Origin of the sequence: Streptomyces sp. NPDC087428 (assembly GCF_044744085.1) — a bacterium.
Classification (GTDB): Bacteria; Actinomycetota; Actinomycetes; order Streptomycetales; family Streptomycetaceae; genus Streptomyces.
Map to the genome: position 1 here is coordinate 26,252 of NZ_JBIUXR010000015.1, position 20,852 is coordinate 47,103.

The 20,852-nt window shown below is 72.4% G+C and carries 17 protein-coding genes; 7 read left to right on the plus strand and 10 right to left on the minus strand.

Annotation, left to right across the window (positions count from 1 at the left end; translation table 11 throughout):
* The first annotated feature begins 89 nt into the window (after positions 1-89).
* The 5 genes from ACIO3R_RS29290 (at position 90) to ACIO3R_RS29310 (ending at position 6,158) form a co-directional block, all read left to right on the plus strand.
* Positions 90-1,973, plus strand: coding sequence for an ABC transporter substrate-binding protein (locus tag ACIO3R_RS29290; protein WP_402110023.1), 1,884 nt, complete (start codon positions 90-92; stop codon positions 1,971-1,973).
* 120 nt (positions 1,974-2,093) lie between these two features.
* Positions 2,094-3,176 (plus strand): ABC transporter permease, encoded by a 1,083-nt coding sequence (locus tag ACIO3R_RS29295; RefSeq protein WP_385353420.1) that lies wholly within the window; start codon positions 2,094-2,096, stop codon positions 3,174-3,176.
* Positions 3,173-4,141: an ABC transporter permease gene (locus ACIO3R_RS29300; protein ID WP_402110025.1), complete on the plus strand. Its 969-nt coding sequence runs from the start codon at positions 3,173-3,175 to the stop codon at positions 4,139-4,141. Before ACIO3R_RS29295 ends, ACIO3R_RS29300 begins: the two co-directional genes overlap by 4 nt.
* Positions 4,138-5,166: an ABC transporter ATP-binding protein gene (locus tag ACIO3R_RS29305; protein WP_402110027.1), complete on the plus strand. Its 1,029-nt coding sequence runs from the start codon at positions 4,138-4,140 to the stop codon at positions 5,164-5,166. The genes ACIO3R_RS29300 and ACIO3R_RS29305 overlap by 4 nt, the downstream gene beginning before the upstream one ends.
* Positions 5,163-6,158 carry an ABC transporter ATP-binding protein gene (locus ACIO3R_RS29310; RefSeq protein ID WP_385353416.1) on the plus strand — a complete coding sequence of 332 codons (996 nt, stop codon included), beginning with the start codon at positions 5,163-5,165 and terminating at the stop codon, positions 6,156-6,158. Before ACIO3R_RS29305 ends, ACIO3R_RS29310 begins: the two co-directional genes overlap by 4 nt.
* Positions 6,159-6,209: 51 nt before the next feature.
* Here ACIO3R_RS29310 and ACIO3R_RS29315 read toward each other — a convergent pair whose 3' ends face one another.
* From ACIO3R_RS29315 to rimP, 10 genes are all read right to left on the minus strand, one after another.
* A complete protein-coding gene (locus ACIO3R_RS29315) occupies positions 6,210-7,319 on the minus strand; it encodes an XdhC family protein (RefSeq protein WP_385033474.1) in 1,110 nt (369 codons plus the stop codon).
* A gap of 144 nt (positions 7,320-7,463) precedes the next feature.
* Positions 7,464-8,417 carry a bifunctional riboflavin kinase/FAD synthetase gene (locus ACIO3R_RS29320; RefSeq protein WP_385033477.1) on the minus strand — a complete coding sequence of 318 codons (954 nt, stop codon included), beginning with the start codon at positions 8,415-8,417 and terminating at the stop codon, positions 7,464-7,466.
* 43 nt (positions 8,418-8,460) lie between these two features.
* Positions 8,461-12,249 (minus strand): trypsin-like peptidase domain-containing protein, encoded by a 3,789-nt coding sequence (locus tag ACIO3R_RS29325; RefSeq protein ID WP_402110029.1) that lies wholly within the window; start codon positions 12,247-12,249, stop codon positions 8,461-8,463.
* 265 nt (positions 12,250-12,514) lie between these two features.
* Positions 12,515-13,411, minus strand: a complete 897-nt coding sequence (truB, locus tag ACIO3R_RS29330) for a tRNA pseudouridine(55) synthase TruB (RefSeq protein ID WP_402110031.1) — start codon at positions 13,409-13,411, stop codon at positions 12,515-12,517.
* Entirely contained in the window at positions 13,408-13,860 is a 453-nt protein-coding gene (gene rbfA, locus ACIO3R_RS29335; protein ID WP_363025204.1) for a 30S ribosome-binding factor RbfA, read from the minus strand. Before rbfA ends, truB begins: the two co-directional genes overlap by 4 nt.
* A gap of 20 nt (positions 13,861-13,880) precedes the next feature.
* The gene (locus tag ACIO3R_RS29340) at positions 13,881-14,177 is read right to left on the minus strand and encodes a DUF503 domain-containing protein (protein ID WP_073739168.1); all 297 of its coding nucleotides are present in this window, start codon (positions 14,175-14,177) and stop codon (positions 13,881-13,883) included.
* Between the two features lie 137 nt (positions 14,178-14,314).
* A complete protein-coding gene (gene infB / locus ACIO3R_RS29345) occupies positions 14,315-17,473 on the minus strand; it encodes a translation initiation factor IF-2 (RefSeq protein ID WP_385040704.1) in 3,159 nt (1,052 codons plus the stop codon).
* A 154-nt stretch (positions 17,474-17,627) separates the two neighbouring features.
* The gene (locus tag ACIO3R_RS29350) at positions 17,628-17,906 is read right to left on the minus strand and encodes a YlxR family protein (protein WP_072489326.1); all 279 of its coding nucleotides are present in this window, start codon (positions 17,904-17,906) and stop codon (positions 17,628-17,630) included.
* Positions 17,907-18,066: 160 nt separating this feature from the next.
* Complete coding sequence (nusA, locus tag ACIO3R_RS29355) at positions 18,067-19,107, minus strand: transcription termination factor NusA (RefSeq protein WP_123462619.1); 1,041 nt, start codon at positions 19,105-19,107, stop codon at positions 18,067-18,069.
* 2 nt (positions 19,108-19,109) lie between these two features.
* Positions 19,110-19,607, minus strand: a complete 498-nt coding sequence (gene rimP / locus ACIO3R_RS29360; RefSeq protein ID WP_385040700.1) for a ribosome maturation factor RimP — start codon at positions 19,605-19,607, stop codon at positions 19,110-19,112.
* Between the two features lie 177 nt (positions 19,608-19,784).
* On the opposite strand from rimP, the gene ACIO3R_RS29365 reads away from it, so the two are divergent.
* Entirely contained in the window at positions 19,785-20,327 is a 543-nt protein-coding gene (locus ACIO3R_RS29365) for a hypothetical protein (protein ID WP_402110033.1), read from the plus strand.
* Entirely contained in the window at positions 20,324-20,836 is a 513-nt protein-coding gene (locus ACIO3R_RS29370; RefSeq protein WP_385040694.1) for a ferritin-like domain-containing protein, read from the plus strand. Before ACIO3R_RS29365 ends, ACIO3R_RS29370 begins: the two co-directional genes overlap by 4 nt.
* Positions 20,837-20,852: the final 16 nt, after the last annotated feature.

Genomic DNA, 20,852 nt, shown 5'->3' on the forward strand with positions numbered 1-20,852 from the left:
CCACCGCTGATAAACCTTCGCTTCACCAGCTGGCGATCCACAGATCAACCCGCCTTCTCCGTGCGAGTCCTGACGCGAGGTCCCTGACCATGGTCGAAATAGTTCCACCACCCGCCGCCCAGCCACGCTCACGTCTGCGTATCCTCCTGGCGTCCGGAGCCGCTGCCCTCGGGCTCGCGGCCGCGTCCGTCGTCCCGGGGGTACCCCTCGGAGCCGCCGCGCCCCAGCAGGCGCAGGCCGCCGACAGCGGCAAGTCGACCCTGACCGTCGCCGTCGCCCAGAGCGTCGACTCGCTGAGCCCGTTCCTCGCCCAGAAGCTGATGAGCACCAGCCTCTCCCGGCTCATGTACGACTTCCTGACGAACTACGACGCCAAGGACAACCACGCGATCCCGGGGCTCGCCACCAAGTGGGAGCCGTCCCCGGACAAGCTGACGTGGACGTACACCATCCGGGACGACTCCAAGTGGTCCGACGGTCAGCAGGCCACCGCAGAGGACGCGGCCTGGACGTTCAACAAGATCATGACCGACGACGGCGCGGCCCAGGCCAACGGCAGCTTCGTCACCAACTTCAAGAAGGTGACGGCTCCCAGCCCCACGAAGCTGGTCATCGAGCTGAAGGAGCCGCAGGCCACCATGGCCGCGCTCGATGTCCCGATCGTCCCCAAGCACGTCTGGGACAAGGTCGGGGACTTCTCGAAGTTCAACAACGACACGAAGTTCCCGGTCGTGGGCAACGGGCCCTTCATCCTGACCGACTACAAGGTCGACCAGTATGCGAAGCTCAAGGCCAACAAGGACTTCTGGCGCGGTTCGCCCAAGTTCGAAGAGGTGGTCTTCAAGACCTACAAGGACCAGGACGCCGCGGTCGCCGCGCTCCGCAAGGGTGAGGTCTCCTTCGTCGCCGGCTCGCCCGCGCTGACCCCCGCCCAGGCCGCCTCGCTCAAGGGCGAGAAGAACGTCAAGGTCAACGAGGGTCCGGGCCGCCGGTTCTTCGCGCTGGCGACCAACCCCGGCGCGCAGACCAAGGACGGCAAGAAGTTCGGCAACGGCAACAAGGCCCTGCTCGACCTGAAGGTCCGCCAGGCGCTCTTCCTCTCCATCGACCGCGAGACGCTCATCGACAAGGTCTTCCAGGGCCATGCCGTCAACGGCGCGGGCTACATCCCGCCGCGCTTCCCCGCGTACAAGTGGGAGCCGTCCCCGAGCCAGAGCCTGAGCTACGACCCGGCGAAGGCCGCCAAGCTCCTGGACCAGGCGGGTTACCGGCTCAAGGGTGACCAGCGCGTCGGCAAGGACGGCAAGGACGGCAAGCCTCTCGACCTGCGCATCCTCTGCCACGCCACGGACCCGAACGACAAGGCGATCGGCAAGTACCTCAAGGAGTGGTGGGGCAAGCTCGGCATCGGCCTCAAGGTCGACTGCCTCGACGACGTCTCCGTGCCCTGGTACGCCGGTGAGTACGACCTCGCCTTCGACGGCTGGTCCGTCAACCCCGACCCGGACTTCGTCCTCGGCATCCACACCTGCGCCGCCCTGCCGGCCAAGGCCAAGGAGAGCGCGTCCACGGACAACTTCATCTGCGACAAGACGTACGACGAGCTCTACAAGAAGCAGCTCGCCGAGTACGACCCGGCCAAGCGGGCGGACATCGTCAAGCAGATGCAGTCCTGGCTCTACGACTCCGGGTACATGAACGTCATCGCGTACCCGAACGCGGTCGAGGCCTACCGCACCGACCAGATCAAGTCGATCACGACCATGCCCGAGGCGGCCGGCAACATCTACGGCCAGGACGGGTACTGGAGCTGGTGGTCGGCCGTACCGGCGGGCAGCGCCTCCTCGGACAGTGACAGCGGTTCCGGTTCCACCGGGATCGTCATCGGCATCGTGGTGGTCGTCGTAGTCCTCGCGGGTGGCGGATTCCTCCTCATGAGGCGCCGTCGCACCACCGCGGACGACCGCGAGTAGTTCCATGGACCGCGGGCGTTTTTCCGCGGACGGGATGAGAGAGAGCGGCGGCGGGGCCCCGAGCAGTCCGGCCCCGCCGGCCGGTCCCTCTAAGCGCAGCACGAGTAACGAGAGTTCCCCATGACAGCTGACAGCACTCCGGCGCTCGTGAAACAGGCGGATGCGGATACGGACGGCCCGGCTCCGGCCGGTCCGACGGCCGCCCGCGGCCCACGGGCGCGCAACACCAAGGCCTACCTCAGGTACGTGGCCGCCAAGATCGCCGGCGCGGTCGTCTCACTGTTCGCCGTGCTGGTCACCAGCTTCTTCCTCTTCCGGCTCATCCCCAGCGACCCGGTGAAGCAGATGACGGGCGGCCGCCGCGTCTCGGCCGAGCAGCTCCAGTCGCTGCGTCATCAGTTCGGCCTCGACCAGCCGATGTGGCAGCAGTTCACCACCTACGTGGGCGACGCGCTCACCGGCGACTTCGGCACCTCGTTCCAGTTCCACGCCCCGGTGATGGACAAGATCGTCGAGGCGCTTCCGGCGACGCTGCTGCTCACCGGCACGGCGTACGTCCTCTACAGCGCGCTCGGCATCTGGCTGGGCACCCGTACCGCCTGGCGCAACGGCTCCACGAGCGACCGGTTCAACACCGCGCTCGCGCTCACGCTCTACTCGGTGCCGTCGTTCTGGCTCGGGCTGCTCCTGATCATCGTCTTCTCGGTGGGCGTCGGACCGATTCCCGGCATGTTCCCGACCGGCGGTCTGGAGTCGGGCAACGAGACCGGCTTCGCGTACGTCCTCGACGTCGCGCACCACATGGTGCTCCCGGTGATCACGCTGGTCGCGGTCGGCTACGCGCAGACGCTCCTGGTGATGCGCTCCTCGCTGCTCGACGAGATGGGCAGCGACTACCTGACGACGGCCCGTGCGAAGGGGCTGCGCGACGACGCGGTGCGCCGCAAGCACGCCGTGCCCAACGCGATGCTGCCGACGTTCACGCTGATGTTCGTCAACCTGGGGCATGTGGTCGCCGGACAGATCCTGGTCGAGACCGTGTTCTCCTGGCCCGGTCTGGGCGGCCTCTTCTACCAGGGGCTCAGCGTCCCCGACCTGCCACTCGTCCAAGGGCTGTTCTTCGTCTTCGCCACCGCGGTGATCCTGGCGAACACCCTCGCCGATCTGCTGTATCCGCTGCTCGATCCCCGGGTGGGCCGATGACGACCGAATCCATGCCGGCCTCCACCCCGGAGGCCGAGAAGCCCACGCCGGAGGGACCCGGGACCGCGGCGGCCAAGAGCCCGCGCGCACTGGCACGGGCCCGCAAGCGCCGGTCCATGGCCCGCTTCTGGCGCGAGTACCGCAAGCACCCTGGCGGCCTGTGGGGGCTGGCCGGGCTGATCCTGATCGGGCTGATCGCCCTGTTCGCGCCGGTCCTGGTCGGCGCCGACTCGCAGAGCGTCACCTCCGCCCCGGGCGGTGCGCTGGAGACTCCGAGCGGTGCGTTCCCGCTCGGCACCGACCAGTTCGGACGCAGCGTGCTCGCGCTGCTGGTGTGGGGCGCGCGCGTCTCGCTCACGGTGGGGCTGCTCGCCGCCTTCCTGTGCGTCGCCATCGGTACGGTCGTCGGCATCCTCGCGGGCCACTTCCGCGGCTGGTACTCGACGGTCCTGATGCGGGTCACCGACTGGTTCCTGGTGATGCCGACCCTGGTCCTGGCCATCGCGCTGGCCACCGTGATGGACCGCTCCCTGTGGACGGTCATCATCGCGATCGGCGTCACCACCTGGCCGACGACGGCCCGCCTGGTGCGCGCGCAGACGCTCGCCGTGGAGTCCCGCCCCTACATCGAGCGGGCCCGTGCGCTGGGCGGCGGTCACGGGCACATCATGACCCGGCACGTCCTGCCGAACGTGATGCCGCTGGTGCTCGCCCAGACCACGCTGGTGATCTCCAGCGCGATCCTGACCGAAGCCACCCTGGCCTTCCTCGGCCTCGGCGACCCGACCATCACCTCCTGGGGCGGCATGCTCCAGGACGCCCGCGAGGCCGGCGCCGTGAGCTCGGGCGACTGGTGGTACCTGGCGCCGCCCGGTATCGCCATCGCCCTGGTGGCGCTGGCGTTCACGCTGTGCGGCCGCGCCATCGAGTCCGTCCTCAATCCCAAGCTGGGGGTGGCCCGTTGAACACGACCGACGTCCACAAGACGCCGCTGCTCCAGGTACGCGATCTGACGGTGACGTACGCCGGCGGGGCCCAGGCGGTCCGCGGGGTGAACCTGGAGGTCGACGCGGGCCAGAAGCTCGGCATCGCCGGGGAGTCCGGCTGCGGGAAGTCGACGCTGGCGCTCGCGCTGCTGCGTCTGCTGCCGGCCGGCACGAAGGTCTCCGGCGAGATCCTGCTGAACGGTGAGGACGTCCTCACCATGAAGTGGGGCCAGGTCCGGGCGGTGCGCTGGGCCGGTGCCTCGATCGTCTTCCAGGGCGCGATGCACTCGCTCAACGCGGTGCACCGCATCGGGGACCAGATCGCCGAGCCGATCGTGCTGCACGGCGGGACGTCCCAGGCCGCCGCGCGCAAGCGGGCCGGCGAGCTGCTGGAACAGGTGGGACTGCCCGCCGCCCGTGCGGACGCCTATCCGCACGAGCTCTCCGGCGGACAGCGCCAGCGCGTGATGATCGCGATGGCGCTCGCCTGCGATCCGGGGCTGATCATCGCCGACGAGCCGACGACGGCCCTCGATGTGATGATCCAGGCCCAGATCCTGCGTCTGATCGAGCAGTTGGTCTCCGAGCAGGGCCTCGGGCTGATCATGATCAGCCACGACCTGGCGGTGCTCTCGGACACCTGCGACCGGCTCGCGGTGATGTACGCGGGACGGGTCGTCGAACAGGGCCCCGCGTCCGAGGTCTACGAGAACGCGACCCACCCGTACAGCAAGGCCCTGTCGGGCGCCTTCCCGCGCATCGGGGACCCGGCGTCCCGGTTCGCCCCGCGCGGGCTGCCGGGCGATCCGCCCGACCCGTCGGCGCTGCCGGCCGGCTGCACGTTCCACCCGCGCTGCCCGGTGGCCCTGGACTCCTGCACCACGCGGGACCAGGAGCTGCGGGACTCCGGGCCCGGACGGCAGGCCGCCTGTGTGCTGGTGGGCCCGGAAGGGGCGACCGCCCCGGCCCTGCCGGGCGCCGAGGAAGCAAGGAGCACCACATGACCACCACCACGGATCTGCTCAGCGCGCAGGCGCTCCAGGTCACCTTTCCCGGCCGGCACGGCGCAGACCCGGCGCGGGCCGTCGACGGGGTCGACCTCGACATCAGGCCGGGCGAGATCGTCGCCCTGGTCGGCGAGTCCGGGTGCGGCAAGACGACGCTGGCCCGTTCGCTGCTGGGCCTGGTCCCGCCGACCTCCGGCCGGATCACCTTCGGCGGCAAGCCGCTCGACTACGGCAACCGTGCGCTGAAGGCGTACCGCAAGCGGGTCCAGCTGGTGCTCCAGGACCCCAGCGGCTCGCTGAACCCGCGCCACACGGTGTACGACGCGGTGGCGGAGGGCCTGCGGATCCACCGGTACGGCGGCGACGAACGGGAGGCGGTGACCGGCGCCCTGTCCCGGGCGGGGCTGCGGCCCCCGGAGCGGTTCTTCCTGCGCTACCCGCACGAGCTGTCGGGCGGCCAGCGCCAGCGCGTCGTGATCGCGGGCGCCCTGGTGCTGGAGCCGGAACTCATCGTGGCCGACGAGCCGGTGGCCTCGCTGGACGCCTCGGTGCGCGGCGAGATCCTGGCACTGCTGCTGCGGCTGCGGGACGAACTGGGCCTGTCCGCGCTGGTCGTCACGCACGATCTCGGTCTGGCGTGGAACATCGCGGACCGGGTGGCGGTGATGTACCTCGGCCGGATCGTGGAGACCGGTGACGTCGAGCAGATCCTCACGGCTCCGCGGCACCCGTACACCCAGGCACTGCTGTCGGTGCTGCCGGAGGCGGAGGGTGATCCGGTGGTACTGACCGGTGAGCCGCCGGACCCGTCGAAGGTGCCGTCCGGCTGCCGCTTCCATGTGCGCTGCCAGGTTCTGGCCTCCGGCGAGGCGGAGCGGGCGGGCGTCGCGGACGCGTGCCGCACGAAGGATCTGCCGGTGCTGGCGGGGGGCGGCGAGACGCAGGTGGCGTGCCACTGGGCCAACGCCGCGGCGGAGACGCCGGCCTAGTCGTTCGCCGGGCGGTGGGGGTGGGACCGGAGCCCCGGTCTCACCCCACCGCTACTCCCGCTGCTGGTGGTGGATCGCGCCCGTCAGTTCGCCGAGCGGCCGCCCCGTGCCGCCCCAGCGGTGCTGGATGATCTCCGCGGCGATCGAGACCGCCGTCTCCTCCGGGGTACGGGCGCCGAGGTCGAGGCCCACGGGCGAGGCGAGCCGGACCAGGTCCGACTCGGCCACTCCCTCCTCGCGCAGCCGGGCGATCCGGTCGAGATGGGTACGCCGGCTCCCCATCACACCGATGTACGCGGCCGGTGTGCGCAACGCGGCGACCAGCAGCGGGACGTCGAACTTCGGATCGTGCGTCAGGACGCAGAGGACCGTGCGCCCGTCGATCTCCGTGTCCGACAGATAGGTGTGCGGCCAGGCGCAGACGACCTCGTCGGCGGTGGGAAACCGCTCACGGGTCGCGAAGGCCGGGCGGGCGTCGCAGACGGTGACCCGGTACCCGAGGAACGAACCGATGCGGGCGGTCGCGGCGGCGTGGTCGATGGCGCCGAAGACCAGCATCCGGGGCGGTGGCGCGTACGTCTGGACGAAGACGGACACGTCCTGCATCCGGCGCTGCCCGCGTGTCCCGTACCACTGACGGCCGGTCGCCCCCTGGGCGAGCAGGCCCAGGGCGTCATCGGTGACGGCCGCGTCGAGCCCCTCGTTGCCGAGCGAGCCCTGTGCGCCGCCGGCCCGGACCACCAGCCGGGCACCGGCCGCCGCGGCGCCCGGCAGGACGGTGGCCACGGCGACGGGTTCGCCGCCCGCGATCGAGTCCGTGACGCCCCTGAGCCATGCGCGGTCGGCGGCCGCGGCGAACGGCACGACCAGGACGTCGATCGTCCCGCCGCAGGTCAGCCCGACACCGAACGCGTCGTCGTCGCTGATCCCGTACGACTGGAGCTGCGGGCTGCCGGAGGCGAGCACCTCGCCGGCCAGCTCGTACACCGCACCCTCGACGCAGCCGCCGGACACGCTGCCCGCCACCGCTCCGTCGGCGGTCACCGCCATCACCGCGCCGGGGTCCCGCGGCGCGCTGCCCCGGACGGAGACGACCGTCGCCAGGGCGAAGGGGGTGCCGGCCCCGTCCCAGGCACGCAGCTCGGGGAGCAGTTCACGCACGGTACGGACCTCCTCGGCCCGGCACACCCGGCCAGGTGCGCCCCACCCTAGGCGAGCCGCCGGGCCGGACCCCCGAGCGCTGCCGCTGGTCCGCGCGGTCCCGCCGCATGGACGCAGGGGGCCCCGACCCGCCGAACGGGCGGGTCAGTCCCCGTCGTACGCGGAGATCAGCTCGCTGCAGCGCTTCACATCGGCGGCCATCGCCACGAGGAGCTCGTCGATCGAGTCGAACTTCAGCATCCCCCGTACGTAGGCGAGGAAGTCCACGGAGACGTGCAGCCCGTACAGATCGAGGCCGACCCGGTCGATCGCGTACGCCTCCACCGTGCGCTCGGTGGCGTCGAACTGCGGGTTCGTGCCGACCGAGATGGCGGCGGGCATCGCCTCGCCGTTCACGTTCAGCCAGCCCGCGTACACCCCGTCTGCGGGGATCGCGGTGTGCGGCAGGGTCTCGACGTTCGCGGTGGGGAAGCCGAGCTCGCGTCCGCGCTGCGCACCGCGGACGACGATGCCCTCGACGCGGTGCGGGCGGCCCAGGATCTCGGCGGCGCCGGTCAGGTCGCCCTCGGCGACCAGGCGCCGGGTGAGGGTGGAGGAGAACGGCTCGCCGCCGCCCGCCTCGCCGCGCACCCGCAGATCGATGACCTCGACCCGGTAGTCGTACGTGCCGCCGAACTCGGTGAGCAGCCGCACGTTCCCCGCGGCCTTGTGGCCGAAGCGGAAGTTGGGGCCCTCGATGACCAGCTGCGCATGGAGCTTGTCGACGAGCACCTTCACGATGAAGTCGGCCGGGGAGAGCTTCGAGAACTCGGTGGTGAACGGCAGGATCAGGAGCGCGTCCACGCCGAGGCCGGCCATCAGCTCGGCGCGGCGGTGGTGCGGGGCGAGCAGCGGCGGATGGCTGCCGGGCCGGACGACCTCGCTGGGGTGCGGGTCGAAGGTCACGACGACCGACGGAACGCCCAGCTCGCGGGCCCGCTCGACGGCCCGGCCGATGATCAGCTGGTGTCCGCGGTGCACCCCGTCGTAGGACCCGATGGTGACGACGCTGCGTCCCCAGTCCTGGGGGATGTCCTCCAAGCCACGCCAGCGCTGCACTCTGACCGCTCCTCGCCCGAACCTGTGTACGTGGGTTTGTCTCTTACGCAGGTCTAAGACTGCCATGCTCACGCCCTGCGGCCTGCATCGGCATGGGGATCGGGGTAGCTGGGACACCCCCGAGAGCCTCTACGGTGCGCCGGGCGCCGGGGCCGATGACCGCTGCCCACTCCTGGGGGGCGTCCGTCAGCCAGTCGGTGACCAGGGCGGCGAATCCGGGCACGTCACGGGCCAGTTCGACCAGTCGGCGGTCGAACTGGCCGGCCCCTTCCGGGGTGCGGACGAGCAGCGTCCCGGTGCGGTGGACCAGGGCCCTGGTGCGGGCGCTGCCGCGCCCGGCGCTGCCGGCCGCCGCGGCCCGCAGCAGCGCGTCGAGCACGATCGGGTCCCGGTGGGCGCCGCTCTGCTCGAAGTCCAGCAGCACTTCCAGCAGCTCGTCCCTGAGCGGCTGGGAGGCCGGGCTGCCGGGGGAGGCCAGCACCCCGGCGAGCGCGCCGCGGACCGGCGCGGTCGCGGGCCGGTCCCGGAGCAGCCCGGTCAGCAGGGGGAGCAGCAGGGCGCGGGCGGCGGGCCCGTGCTCCAGCCTGCGGTCGAGGTAGGCCGCGGCGTGCACCGTGTCCTCTGGGTGGCTGTCGACGTACGCCCGTACGAGCCCGGCGGCGTGCAGGGCGAGCGCGGGGGCGTCGATCCCGGCGAGGGCGCGCAGCACATCGCCCGCGCTGTCCCCGGACCGCACGAGCCGGTCGCGGTACGCGGTCAGCACCGGCTCGGGGTGTGTGGGCAGCGCGACGGCGAGCGCGGCCGGGGACAGCCGGGGGCCGCCCGCGGCGAAGACGCGGAGGGCCTGCGGCAGGTAGCGGTCCCTGGTCCCCGGATCGGCGATGAGCCGGGTGAGCGCCGGGCCGTGCAGATCGGTGTCTCCGGGGCGGGCCAGCAGGGCGAGGGCGGAGCGGCGGAGCAGTTCGCGGTCGGCGTCGCGGGTGAGGTTCGGTGCGACGACCGCTCCGTACGAGGCGGCCGCGATCCGCCGGGCCCGGCGGTCGTCGTCGCGGGACCACCGCTCGACGGCCCGGCACAGCGCGGAGGGTTCGTCCTCGGCCAGCGCGGCGAGCAGTTCCCCGGCGCGGGGGTGGTCGGTCGAGACGAGCGCGTCGGTCAGATCGTCCACGGCGAGATCGCGGCGGGCGTACAGGAGTGCCTGCGCGGCCGCCGCGACGGTCGGGCGCATCGCCACTCCCTCTTCGGCGGCGAGCGGCTGCTCGTCGGTGAACCAGGCGCACAGGAGCGGCTGGAGGGTACGTGGGTGGGCGGCGAGCCGCCGCGCCACGGCGTCCAGGAAGCGCCCGCCGTCGGTGTCGCCCTCGCGCGGGGGTCCGTCGGCGGGGACGAGCCGGCGGAACAGGTCCATCCGGTCCGCCTCCGGCAGCCGCAGCCGCCGCCAGAACCACGGGCCGAACTCGGCGTACACCCCCTGCGCACCGGACCCGCCCGCCTCGGCCGAGCTGCGGACGACGCGCCCGGTGAGCAGCCGGAGCACTCCGAGATGCGGTCGGGCGTCGGGCACCCGCAGCAGTGTCCCGGCGAGCAGATGCGCGGCCCACCAGCGGGCGTCGGGGGGCGGGCAGTCACTGCCGGTGGAGAGCGGCCCCGCGGAGGCGGGGCCGGGGTCCGTGCCCGAATCGGTGCCCGAGGCCGTGCGCGGACCGGCGGCGGCGCGCGCATCGGTGCCGGAGGCCGTACGCGGGCCGGCGGCGGCCGCCCGCTCCGTCGGCAGCCGGTCCAGCGCCTCGATCAGGTCGGCCAGCCGGTGGGCCAGCGCGGCGGGGCCCTGGCGGCGGCCCAGGAGCAGCAGCGCCTGGATCACGGGGCCGATCCGATGGCGCGGCACCGGGAGGGTCCGCGGCTCCGCGTCCTCGGCTCCCCCGACGCCGGCGGGAACGGGAGCGGGCGTGCTGTCGGGCCCGTCGGCGCCGGCCGGGCGGCGGGGGTGCGGAACCCGGCCGCCGCTCTCCCCCGTGGCGGCGCCCGGGGCGTGCCAGCGGTGCACCAGGGCCCGCAGTGCGGCGTCCACGTCCAGATGCGCGCCCTGGATCCAGTCACCCAGCTCCTCGTGGGCGAAGCGGTAGCCCGCTCCCGCCGGGACGAGCAGCCCCTCGGTGAGCACGGCGGACGCCCAGCCGGTGCGCCACGGGAAGACGTGCTCGAACGCGGACCGGTCCAGCTCCCCCTGGCCCGGCCCCAGACAGCGCCGGGCCGCCTCGTGGACCTGCCCCGCCACCTGCGCCGCCAGCCGCCGTACCACCGTGCCCCTCGGTGCCGGGCGGCGCTCGGCGGCGATCCGGACCGCGATGCGCAGGCACATCAGGTCCAGGTGCGCGCCGAACACCTCCTCCGTACCGGGCCGCCCAGGCGTGTCCGGGGGCAGGGCCGCGCGTACCTCCGCCAGCAGCCGCAGGGTGAGCGGGTGGCGGTCGTGGCCGGCGGCGAGCGCGTCGGGCGGGAGCGCGTACCGCTGCCGGGCCAGCTCGGTCTGGCCCACGGTGAGGTCGTCGATGCGCAGGGCGGACGGCAGCCGCCTGGCGGGCGTGGCCGGGCGGTGCAGCGCCCCGGGCGGACAGAGCGCGCCGGCGGTCTCCCAGTGCTCGGGGCGGCAGGCGACGACAAGCCGCGCCCCGCTCGAACGCAGCCAGCCGACCGTGCCCGCGCTCCACCGGGCCAGCCGGTGCGCCAGGACGGGCGGCATCTCCTCCGGACCGTCCAGCAGGACGAGGAGGGGGCTGCCGGAGTCCGCTGCCAGCCGGGCCACCCGCTCCGGGGTGGCGGCTCCCATGTCGCCGAGGGCTCCGGCGGCGGTGACGATGCGTCCGGCCTGCCGGAGCGTGCGGGCGATCGCGTCGGCCACGGAGGTGTCGTCGGCCAGCAGATCGGCGCCGCGCAGCCACAGGGTGAGCGCGGGCACCGGGCCGCGGGCCCGGCGGGCGGCGAGCGCGGCGAGTTCGGTGGTGCGGCCCGTGCCCGGCTCTCCGACGAGGCCCAGCACCACCGCGGTCTCCCCGGTGGCCGCCGCCGGACCGGCAGCGGCGAACGCGCTGAACTCCGCGGTGGCTTCGGGCCGTTCCACCGGGTCGGGGCAGGCGCCCGGCCCGCCCGCAGAGCCGACGGACATGGCGGTCAGCTGGAGGGCACCGGCGAGGTTCAGGTCCCGGCCGTAGCCGGGGACGCTCATGGCGTTGCGCAGCAGCAGGGCGCCCAGCGGTCCCCCGTCGCCCGCCCCGGCCAGCGGCACCGCGCATCCGGCGGCGGCGTGCCCGGCGCGCAGGGCGGTGCCGAGAACCGCGATGACCGCGCCGGTGTCCGGGTCCAGGACCGGCCCGCCCACCGCGGCGCCGCCGAGCAGGAGCGCATCGCGGCCGTCCGTGCCGAGGGCGAGTTCCAGCGCCCGGCCGATCCGGTGGGTGGCGCCGCCCGCGGTGTACGTCACCAGGGCCGGGCCCAGGACGCGGGCCTCGCGCCAGCCGTGCGCCGCGATCGTCACATACGTACCGGCCTCGATCCGCTCGCGTTCCGCGATCGGCAGCGGCTGCGCGCCCAGCGCGTCCGGTCCGCCGGTGGGCACGAGCGCGAGGTCCAGCTCGGGCAGGGCGGTGATGTCATCGGCCTCGACGCGGCAACTGCGTCCGTCCGCGCCGTGCAGGACGAGGTGTGTCACCCCGTCGACCGCTTCGTGGCTGGTCACGACCGTGCCCCGGTCGTCGGCGACGAATCCGGTCCCCCTCGGCCGGCCGGCCGGATCGCACAGTCGTACCAGCGTCGCCCGGTCCCCGCATCCCATGATCCGACGTTAGGTCGGCCGTGATCGACACGGAGCGATCAGAACGAAAGCGCCCCCGTTCGCACCCCTGATTCACTCCGAGCGCCTGCCCGTTGGGGTGAATCAGGAGCGTTCGCCGGACAGAAGCAAATGCAGGAAACAACGCGTCGTGGAGCGGGCGACAAACCCTGCCCGCTCCACGACGCGATGCCATGCCATGCCATGCCACGTCAAGCGATGTGAACGTCCGAGGCGCTCAGCCGAAGACGGCGAGGCTGAGAGGCGCTCAGCCGAAGACGGCGAGGCTCTTGGCCTTGCCCTTCTGCTCCTCGACGAGGACCAGGAACCGTCCGTCGGGTCCGAAGACCGCGACCGGCCCCGGCGGGTACGCGGGCATGTCCAGCCGCATCCCGTTGAGCAGCAGCTTGGCCCGCTTCTCGTCGACGTCCCAGCGCGGGAAGGCCGAGGCGGCGGCCTCGGCCACCGGCATCACGACCAGCTCTTCCTGGTGCTGGTCCAGCGTCCTCGCCCCGTCGAGGCCGTACGGGCCGACCCGGGTGCGCCGCAGCGCGGTGAGGTGCCCGCCCACGCCGAGTCCGGCGCCGAGGTCGCGGGCGATGGCCCGGATGTACGTACCGGAGGAGCAGACCACCGAGACGACCAGGTCGACCACTGGGGTGCCGTCCTCGGCGACGGCCTCGCGGACGTCGTAGACGTTGAAGGACGAGATGGTCACCGGCCGGGCCGGGATCTCGAACTCCTCGCCGCCGCGCACCCGCGCGTAGGACCGCTTGCCGTCGATCTTGATGGCGCTGACCTTGGACGGCACCTGCATGATGGCGCCGGTCAGTTCGGCGACCCCCGCGTCGATGCCCTCGCGCGTCACTCCGGAGGCGTCGGTGGACGAGATGATCTCGCCTTCGGCGTCGTCCGTGACGGTGTCCTGGCCGAGCCGGATCGTGCCGAGGTACTCCTTCTCGGTGAGCGCGAGATGGCCGAGGAGCTTGGTGGCCCGCTCCACGCCGAGCACGAGAACGCCCGTGGCCATCGGGTCCAGCGTGCCGGCATGGCCGACGCGGCGGGTCCTGGCGATGCCGCGCATCTTGGCGACGACGTCGTGCGAAGTGAAGCCGGACGGCTTGTCGACGATGACAAGGCCGTCCGGCGTTTTGTTCTGCGTCATGCGGAAGGGGAGTCCTCGTCGGTCTCGTCCTCCGGCTTGCGGTACGGGTCGGCGTCGCCGGCGTACGTGGCGCCCGAGGACGCCTCCCGCACCTTGGCGTCCGAGGCCCGTGCCCGGTCGAGGAGGGTCTCGATCGCCTTGGCGTTCTCGGGCAGCGCGTCCGCCATGAAGGCGAGCGTGGGGGTGAACTTCGTCCCCGCCGCCGCACCGACCGCCGAGCGCAGGATGCCCTTGGCGCTCTCCAGGCCGGCTGCCGCGCTCGCCCGGTCCTCGTCGTCGCCGTAGACCGTGTAGAAGACCGTGGCCTCCCGCAGGTCGCCGGTGACGCGGGTGTCCGTGATGGTCACGTGCGTACCCAGGCGCGGGTCCTTGATTCCGCGCTGCAGTTTCTCGGCGACCACCTCCTGGATGAGGTCCGCCAGCTTCTTAGCCCGCGCGTTGTCGGCCACTGGTCCGTCTCCGTTCCTACTCAATCGTCTTCGTCGCTGTGCAGCCGCCGCCGTACGGACAGCAGCTCCACTTCCGGCCGGCCGGCGATCAGCCGCTCGCACCGGTCCAGCACGTCCGTGAGGTGCCCGGTGTCCCCGGAGACCACGGCGAGGCCGATCTCGGCCCTGCGATGGAGGTCCTGACCGCCCGTCTCCGCCACGCTCACCGCGTACTTGCGCTGGAGCTCGGCGACGATCGGACGGACCACGGAACGCTTCTCCTTCAGCGACCGTACGTCGCCGAGAAGCAGATCGAAGGACAGTGTCCCCACATACATGTGTGTCCGGATGTCCCGCCGGTTCGGGTTCGTGCCCTGCCGATGATTGGCAGGGACACAAGAACCGTACACGGAACGGCCGGGGCCGATCGACGGAAATACGACCCGTCGACCGGCCCCGACTGTTGAGGTACGGGTCAGCCTCGCGGCTTCTCGCGCATCTCGTACGTCGCGATGACGTCGTCGATCTTGATGTCGTTGAAGTTTCCGAGGTTGATACCGCCCTCGAAGCCTTCGCGGATCTCGGTGACGTCGTCCTTGAAGCGGCGCAGACCGGAGATGTTGAGGTTCTCCGCGATGACCTTGCCGTCGCGGAGCAGGCGCGCCTTGGTGTTGCGCTTGACCTCGCCGGACCTGACCAGCACACCGGCGATGTTGCCCAGCTTGGACGAGCGGAAGATCTCGCGGATCTCCGCCGTACCGAGCTCGACCTCTTCGTACTCCGGCTTGAGCATGCCCTTGAGGGCCGCTTCGATCTCTTCGATCGCCTGGTAGATGACCGAGTAGTACCGGACGTCCACACCTTCGCGGTCGGCCATCTGCGCGGCACGCCCTGCGGCGCGCACGTTGAAGCCGATCACGATGGCGTCGGAGCCGGTCGCCAGGTTGATGTCCGACTCGGTGACCGCACCCACACCGCGGTGCAGGACCCGGATGTCGACCTCTTCACCGACGTCGAGCTGGAGCAGCGAGGACTCGAGAGCCTCCACCGAACCGGACGCGTCGCCCTTGATGATGAGGTTGAGCTCCTGGACCAGACCGGCCTTGAGCGCCTCGTCCAGGTTCTCCAGGGAGAACCGGACACCCTTGCGGGCGAAGTTGGCGTTGCGCTCACGAGCGGCACGCTTCTCGGCGATCTGACGGGCCGTACGGTCCTCGTCGACCACCAGGAAGTTGTCGCCGGCACCCGGGACGTTGGTGAGACCCAGCACTAGGACGGGGGTCGAGGGACCCGCTTCCTCGACGTTCTCGCCCTTGTCGTCGAGCATCGCCCGGACTCGGCCGTACGCGTCGCCGACGACCACCGTGTCGCCGATGCGCAGCGTGCCGCGCTGGACGAGGACGGTCGAGACGGCACCGCGACCGCGGTCGAGGTGGGACTCGATCGCAATACCCTGTGCGTCCTGGTCCGGGTTGGCCCGCAGGTCGAGCGAGGCGTCGGCGGTGAGGACGACGGCCTCCAGAAGAGCCTCGATGTTGAGGCCCTGCTTGGCGGAGATGTCGACGAACATCGTGTCGCCGCCGTACTCCTCCGCCACCAGACCGAACTCGGTGAGCTGACCGCGCACCTTGACCGGGTCGGCACCCTCGACGTCGATCTTGTTGACCGCGACCACGATCGGCACGTCGGCCGCCTTGGCGTGGTTCAGCGCCTCGATCGTCTGGGGCATCACACCGTCGTTCGCCGCCACCACGAGGATCGCGATGTCGGTGGACTTCGCACCACGTGCACGCATGGCGGTGAACGCCTCGTGACCCGGGGTGTCGATGAAGGTGATCCTGCGGTCCTCGCCATTGACCTCGGCGCCGACCTGGTACGCACCGATGTGCTGCGTGATACCGCCGGCCTCGCCCGCAACGACGTTCGTCTTGCGGATCGCGTCCAGCAGCCGGGTCTTACCGTGGTCGACGTGACCCATGACGGTCACGACCGGCGGACGGGAGACCAGGGCCTCTTCGCCGCCCTCGTCCTCGCCGAACTCGATGTCGAAGGACTCGAGCAGCTCGCGGTCCTCCTCCTCGGGGCTGACGATCTCCAGGACGAAGTTCATCTCGTCCGCGAGCATCTTCAGCGTCTCGTCCGGGACGGACTGCGTGGCAGTGACCATCTCGCCGAGGTTCATCATCACGCCGACGAGCGACGCCGGGTTCGCGTTGATCTTCTCCGCGAAGTCCGTGAGCGAGGCACCGCGAGACAGCCGGACAGCCTGCCCGTTGCCGCGGGGCAGCATGACGCCGCCCACCGACGGGGCCTGCATCGACTCGTACTCCTGGCGCCTCTGCCGCTTCGACTTGCGGCCACGACGCGCGGGACCGCCGGGGCGGCCGAAGGCACCCTGTGTGCCACCACGGGCACCGGGACCACCGGGACGGCCACCGAAGCCGGGACGACCGCCGAAGCCGCCGCCACCACCCGGACGGCCGGGAGCGCCACCGCCGCCACCGGGACGGCCGGCGAAACCGCCGCCACCGCCACCGGGACCGGCCGGACGGCCTGCGAAGCCGCCGCCACCGGGACGGCCTGCGCCGCCACCGCCGCCGGGACGACCGCCGCCGCCACCACCGGGACCACGGCCACCGCCGGGGCCACCACCGGGACGCGGGCCGGCAGCGGGACGCTGCGGCATCATGCCCGGGTTGGGACGGTTACCGCCGGCGCCGGGGGCGCCGCCGGGACGAGGAGCCTGCGGGCGCGGCATGCCGCCCGGAGACGGACGTGCGCCGCCCTGACCCTGACCCTGCGGGCGCGGGGCGCCGCCGGGGCCGCCCTGCGGACGCGGGGCGCCGGGGCGCTCCGAGCCGCCACCGGGGCGCGGGGCGCCACCGGGACGGGGCGACTGCGGACGGGCCATGCCCGTCGAGCCACCGGAGGTGAACGGGTTGTTGCCCGGACGGGGACCCGCCGGACGTGCGCCGGGACGCGGGGCGCCCTGGCCCGCGGGACGCGCCGGACGGTCGCCGCCACGGGCGCCGTCGCGCTCGCCGCCACGGCCGCCGTCGCGCTGGCCGCCCTCGCGGCCACCGTCACGCTGACCGCCGGCCGGAGCCGGACGGGCGGGGCTGGCGGCGGGACGCGGTCCCGGGGTGGCGCCCGCGGGACGCGGGGCCTGCTGCTGCGGTGCGGCCGGCTGTGCCGGGGCCGGAGCCGAGAACTCGGCTGCGGGCACCGGTGTCACCGGGGCGGGCTTCGCGGGTGCGGGCTTGGGGCCCGGACGCGGGCCCGCGGACGGCGCGGAGGCCGCAGCGGGGGTGCTGCTCTCCGGAGCCTCGGCAGCGGCCGGCTTGGCAGCCGGTACGCCGGGCTTCGGGGCGGCGGGACGTGCCGCAGCGGCCGGGGAGGGCGCTGCGGGCTTCACGGGGGCGGCCTTGCGGGGCGCGCCAGGCTTTGCAGCGGACTTGCCGGCGGCGTTGCCACCGGGACCCTGCAGTGCGTCAGTCAACTTGCGTACAACCGGCGCCTCGATCGTCGAGGACGCCGAACGTACGAATTCACCGAGTTCTTGGAGCTTGGCCATGACGACCTTGCTCTCAACCCCGAACTCCTTGGCGAGTTCGTATACCCGGACCTTAGCCACTTCGCTCCTTTTAGGTCCGGGTTACCGCCGGACCGTCGCTACTTCATGGGCGTACTCATCGCGTACTCATCGAGTGCTCATCGCAATCTCGACCTACTTCCAACTCGCGAGGTACCTGACCGCACGGGGACCCGTGCCGTTCAATTTCCTGTTCCTACGGTGTCACCCGTTCGACGAACCGCTGTACCGCTGCGGGATCGAACGGCCCCTTGGCCTTGAAGGCCCGGGGGAATGCCCGGCGGCGAACCGCCAGGTCGAGACAGACAGATGCGGGGTGTACGTACGCACCCCGGCCGGGCAGCGTACCGCGAGGGTCGGGGACGCATGCGTCCCCATCCGCCACGATGCGCAGCAGCTCGCTCTTGGCCGCTCGCTCCCGGCATCCCACACAGGTTCGCTCAGGGCAAGCGCGGGCGTGCGTCCGGCCAGACACGTTTAAGTCTACCTCCCCGTATCGACCTCACCTGTTTGGGGCAACGATCGAACGGATGTTGTCGTGATCTCAGCGGCGTGCCGACGAGATCTATTCCTTGTGACCCGGTCCGGGACGGGCCGCGGCGCGCTGTCGAACCCGCGCCCGGACCGTCTCCGGATCAGCTCCGCTCCGCACGCTCCCGGGCCCGCTCGGCCCGCTCGCGGTCGGCCACGTCGCGCTCGGCGTCGGTCTCGGTGTCCGGGCGGATGTCGATGCGCCAGCCGGTCAGACGGGCGGCGAGACGGGCGTTCTGCCCCTCCTTGCCGATCGCCAGCGACAGCTGGTAGTCCGGCACGGTGACCCGGGCGGAGCGCGCGCCGAGGTCCACGACCTCGACCTCGCTGACCCGGGCGGGCGACAGCGCGTTGGCGACCATCTCGGCCGGGTCGTCCGACCAGTCCACGATGTCGATCTTCTCGCCGAGCAGCTCGGCCATGACATTGCGCACACGGCCGCCCATCGGGCCGATGCAGGCGCCCTTGGCGTTGAGACCGGAGCGGGTGGAGCGGACCGCGATCTTGGTGCGGTGACCGGCCTCGCGGGCGATCGCGCAGATCTCGACGGAACCGTCGGCGATCTCCGGGACCTCCAGCGCGAAGAGCTTCTTCACCAGGTTGGGGTGGGTCCGCGACAGCGTCACCGACGGACCACGGACGCCCTTGGCCACCCGTACGACGTAGGTGCGCAGCCGCAGGCCGTGGGTGTACTCCTCGCCGGGAACCTGCTCCTGCACCGGCAGGATGGCCTCCAGCTTGCCGATGTCGACCAGGACGTTCTTCGGGTCCTTGCCCTGCTGGACGACGCCGGTGACGACATCGCCCTCGTGGCCCGCGTACTCGCCGAACGTCCGGTCGTCCTCGGCGTCGCGCAGCCGCTGGAGGATGACCTGCTTGGCGGTGGTCGCGGCGATCCGGCCGAAGCCCGACGGGGTGTCGTCGAACTCCTTGGGCTCCTGGCCCTCCTCCAGATCGGCCGGGTCCTCCTTGGCCCACACCGTCACATGGCCGCGCTCGTCCAGCTCCACGCGTGCCCGGCGGTGGCTGCCGTCCGTGCGGTGGTACGCGATGAGGAGGGCCGACTCGATCGCCTCGACGAGTACGTCGAACGGAATCTCCTTGTCCTGCGCCAAGCCCTTCAGAAGCTTCACATCGATGTCCACGGCTACGCCTCCTCTTCCTTCTTGTCCTTGCGGTTGAATTCCAGCTCCACGCGCGCCTTGGCGATCTCGTCGAAGGCGATCCGGCGGGACGTGGGCTTGCGGCCCTTGACGCCCGGCACCTCGAGATCGAGGCCCTCGTCGTCGACCCCGAGGATGCGGGCCACCAGCTCGCCGCCCTCGCGCAGCTGGAGCCTGGCCAGCCGGCCCGTGGCACGTACGTAGTGGCGGTGTTCCGTCAGCGGGCGGTCGGCGCCGGGAGAGCTGACCTCCAGGACGTACTCGTCCTCGCCCATCACATCGGTCTCGTCGAGCTGAGCGGAGATCGCCCGGCTCAGTTCCGCGCAGGTGTCGAGCTCCACGCCCTCTTCGGAGTCCACGATGATCCGCAGCACCCGGCGGCGGCCGGCCCGGGACACTTCGATCTCTTCCAGATCCAGCTGCTCGGCGCTGACGAGCGGTTCTACCAGCCCGCGCAGCCTCTCGCTCTGGGTGGTGCTCATCCGGGTGACTCCTCGGCCGCGTGTGCTGTTGTGGGGATCGTCGCGTGTCTGGTCAAAGGGTATCCGGTCCGGAGGGGTGTTGCCGTCCGCCGGCCCCGCGAGCGCGGGTACGCTCGCCTGCGGTGATCACTTCCGGACACATCCGGTCAAGACAGGTCCAGGCCCGAAGGAGAACACGTGCGGCGCACGGGGACGACGCGCAGGGGCGCGCTCACCGCGACGGGAGCGATCGCCATGGGGGCGGTACTGGCCGGCTGCGGAAGCGACGGCGACGACGAGGTCAGCGGCCTGAAGGGCTCCGGGCACGCCGACGCCCGCACCGCGTCCGACCGCTCGTCGGCGGTGCGGTCGGAGACGTCACTGCGGAAGAAGGCCGTCGGCGTGACGGCGTCCCTGCTCGGGCAGTACGAGAACGTGCTCGCCACCCACCCGGCGACCGCGGCCGGGCTCACCCCGCTGCGCGACGCCGTCCGCGCCCATGCCAAGGCCCTCGCCCCGACCGGGGCGGCCTCGCTCGAATTCGTCCGGACGCGGCCCGCCGACGGCCCCCGGCAGGCCGTCAAGGCACTGGCGGCCGCCGAGCGCCGTGCCGCGGCCTCGCACACGGCGGCCCTGCTGGACGCGCCCCCGGAACTGGCCAGGCTGCTCGCCTCGGTCGCGGCGGCCGCCTCGGCGCACTCCTACCTGCTGACCGAACTGGCCAAGGAGACGAAGGCGTGAGCGACGAGGACGTGCGCGACGGGGCCCTGAAGGCCGCACAGGCGGCGCTGGCCGCCGAACACGCCGCGGTGTACGGGTACGGGGTGGCGGGCGGCCGGGTCGCCGCAGGCCGCCGGGCCGAGGCCACCGCCGCGCACCACGCCCACCGGGCCCGCCGCGACGCGCTGGTGCGGACGGTGCGCGGGCTGGGCGGTGAGCCGGTGGCGTCGGACCCCGCGTACGCTCTGCCGTTCGCGGTGCCGGGACCGGCCGCGGCGGTACGGCTCGCCGCCGTGCTGGAGGACCGGGTCGCGGACGTCTACTCCGACCTCGTACGGGCCGCGGAGGGCCCGCTGCGGCGGGAGGCCGCGGACGCGCTGCGGGAGGCCGCGGTGCGCGCGGTGCGCTGGCGGGGCAGCGGCGTACCCTTTCCCGGGCTCGCCGAGCGGGCCGCCGACGGCTCCCGCGAGGACGGCGCCGGCGCGAGGATCGGTTCCGACGCGAAGGGCCGGACCGGCACGACGCACTGAAGCAGACTCTGAAAGG

Bases quoted from the DNA above. Each gene is read 5' to 3' on its own strand.
- ACIO3R_RS29310 (WP_385353416.1), top strand. From the start codon at position 5,163: ATGACCACCACCACGGATCTGCTCAGCGCGCAGGCGCTCCAGGTCACC.
- ACIO3R_RS29340 (WP_073739168.1), bottom strand. From the start codon at position 14,177: ATGTATGTGGGGACACTGTCCTTCGATCTGCTTCTCGGCGACGTACGG.
- ACIO3R_RS29290 (WP_402110023.1), top strand. From the start codon at position 90: ATGGTCGAAATAGTTCCACCACCCGCCGCCCAGCCACGCTCACGTCTG.
- rimP (WP_385040700.1), bottom strand. From the start codon at position 19,607: ATGAGCACCACCCAGAGCGAGAGGCTGCGCGGGCTGGTAGAACCGCTC.
- ACIO3R_RS29300 (WP_402110025.1), top strand. From the start codon at position 3,173: ATGACGACCGAATCCATGCCGGCCTCCACCCCGGAGGCCGAGAAGCCC.
- truB (WP_402110031.1), bottom strand. From the start codon at position 13,411: ATGACGCAGAACAAAACGCCGGACGGCCTTGTCATCGTCGACAAGCCG.
- ACIO3R_RS29325 (WP_402110029.1), bottom strand. From the start codon at position 12,249: ATGGGATGCGGGGACCGGGCGACGCTGGTACGACTGTGCGATCCGGCC.
- ACIO3R_RS29295 (WP_385353420.1), top strand. From the start codon at position 2,094: ATGACAGCTGACAGCACTCCGGCGCTCGTGAAACAGGCGGATGCGGAT.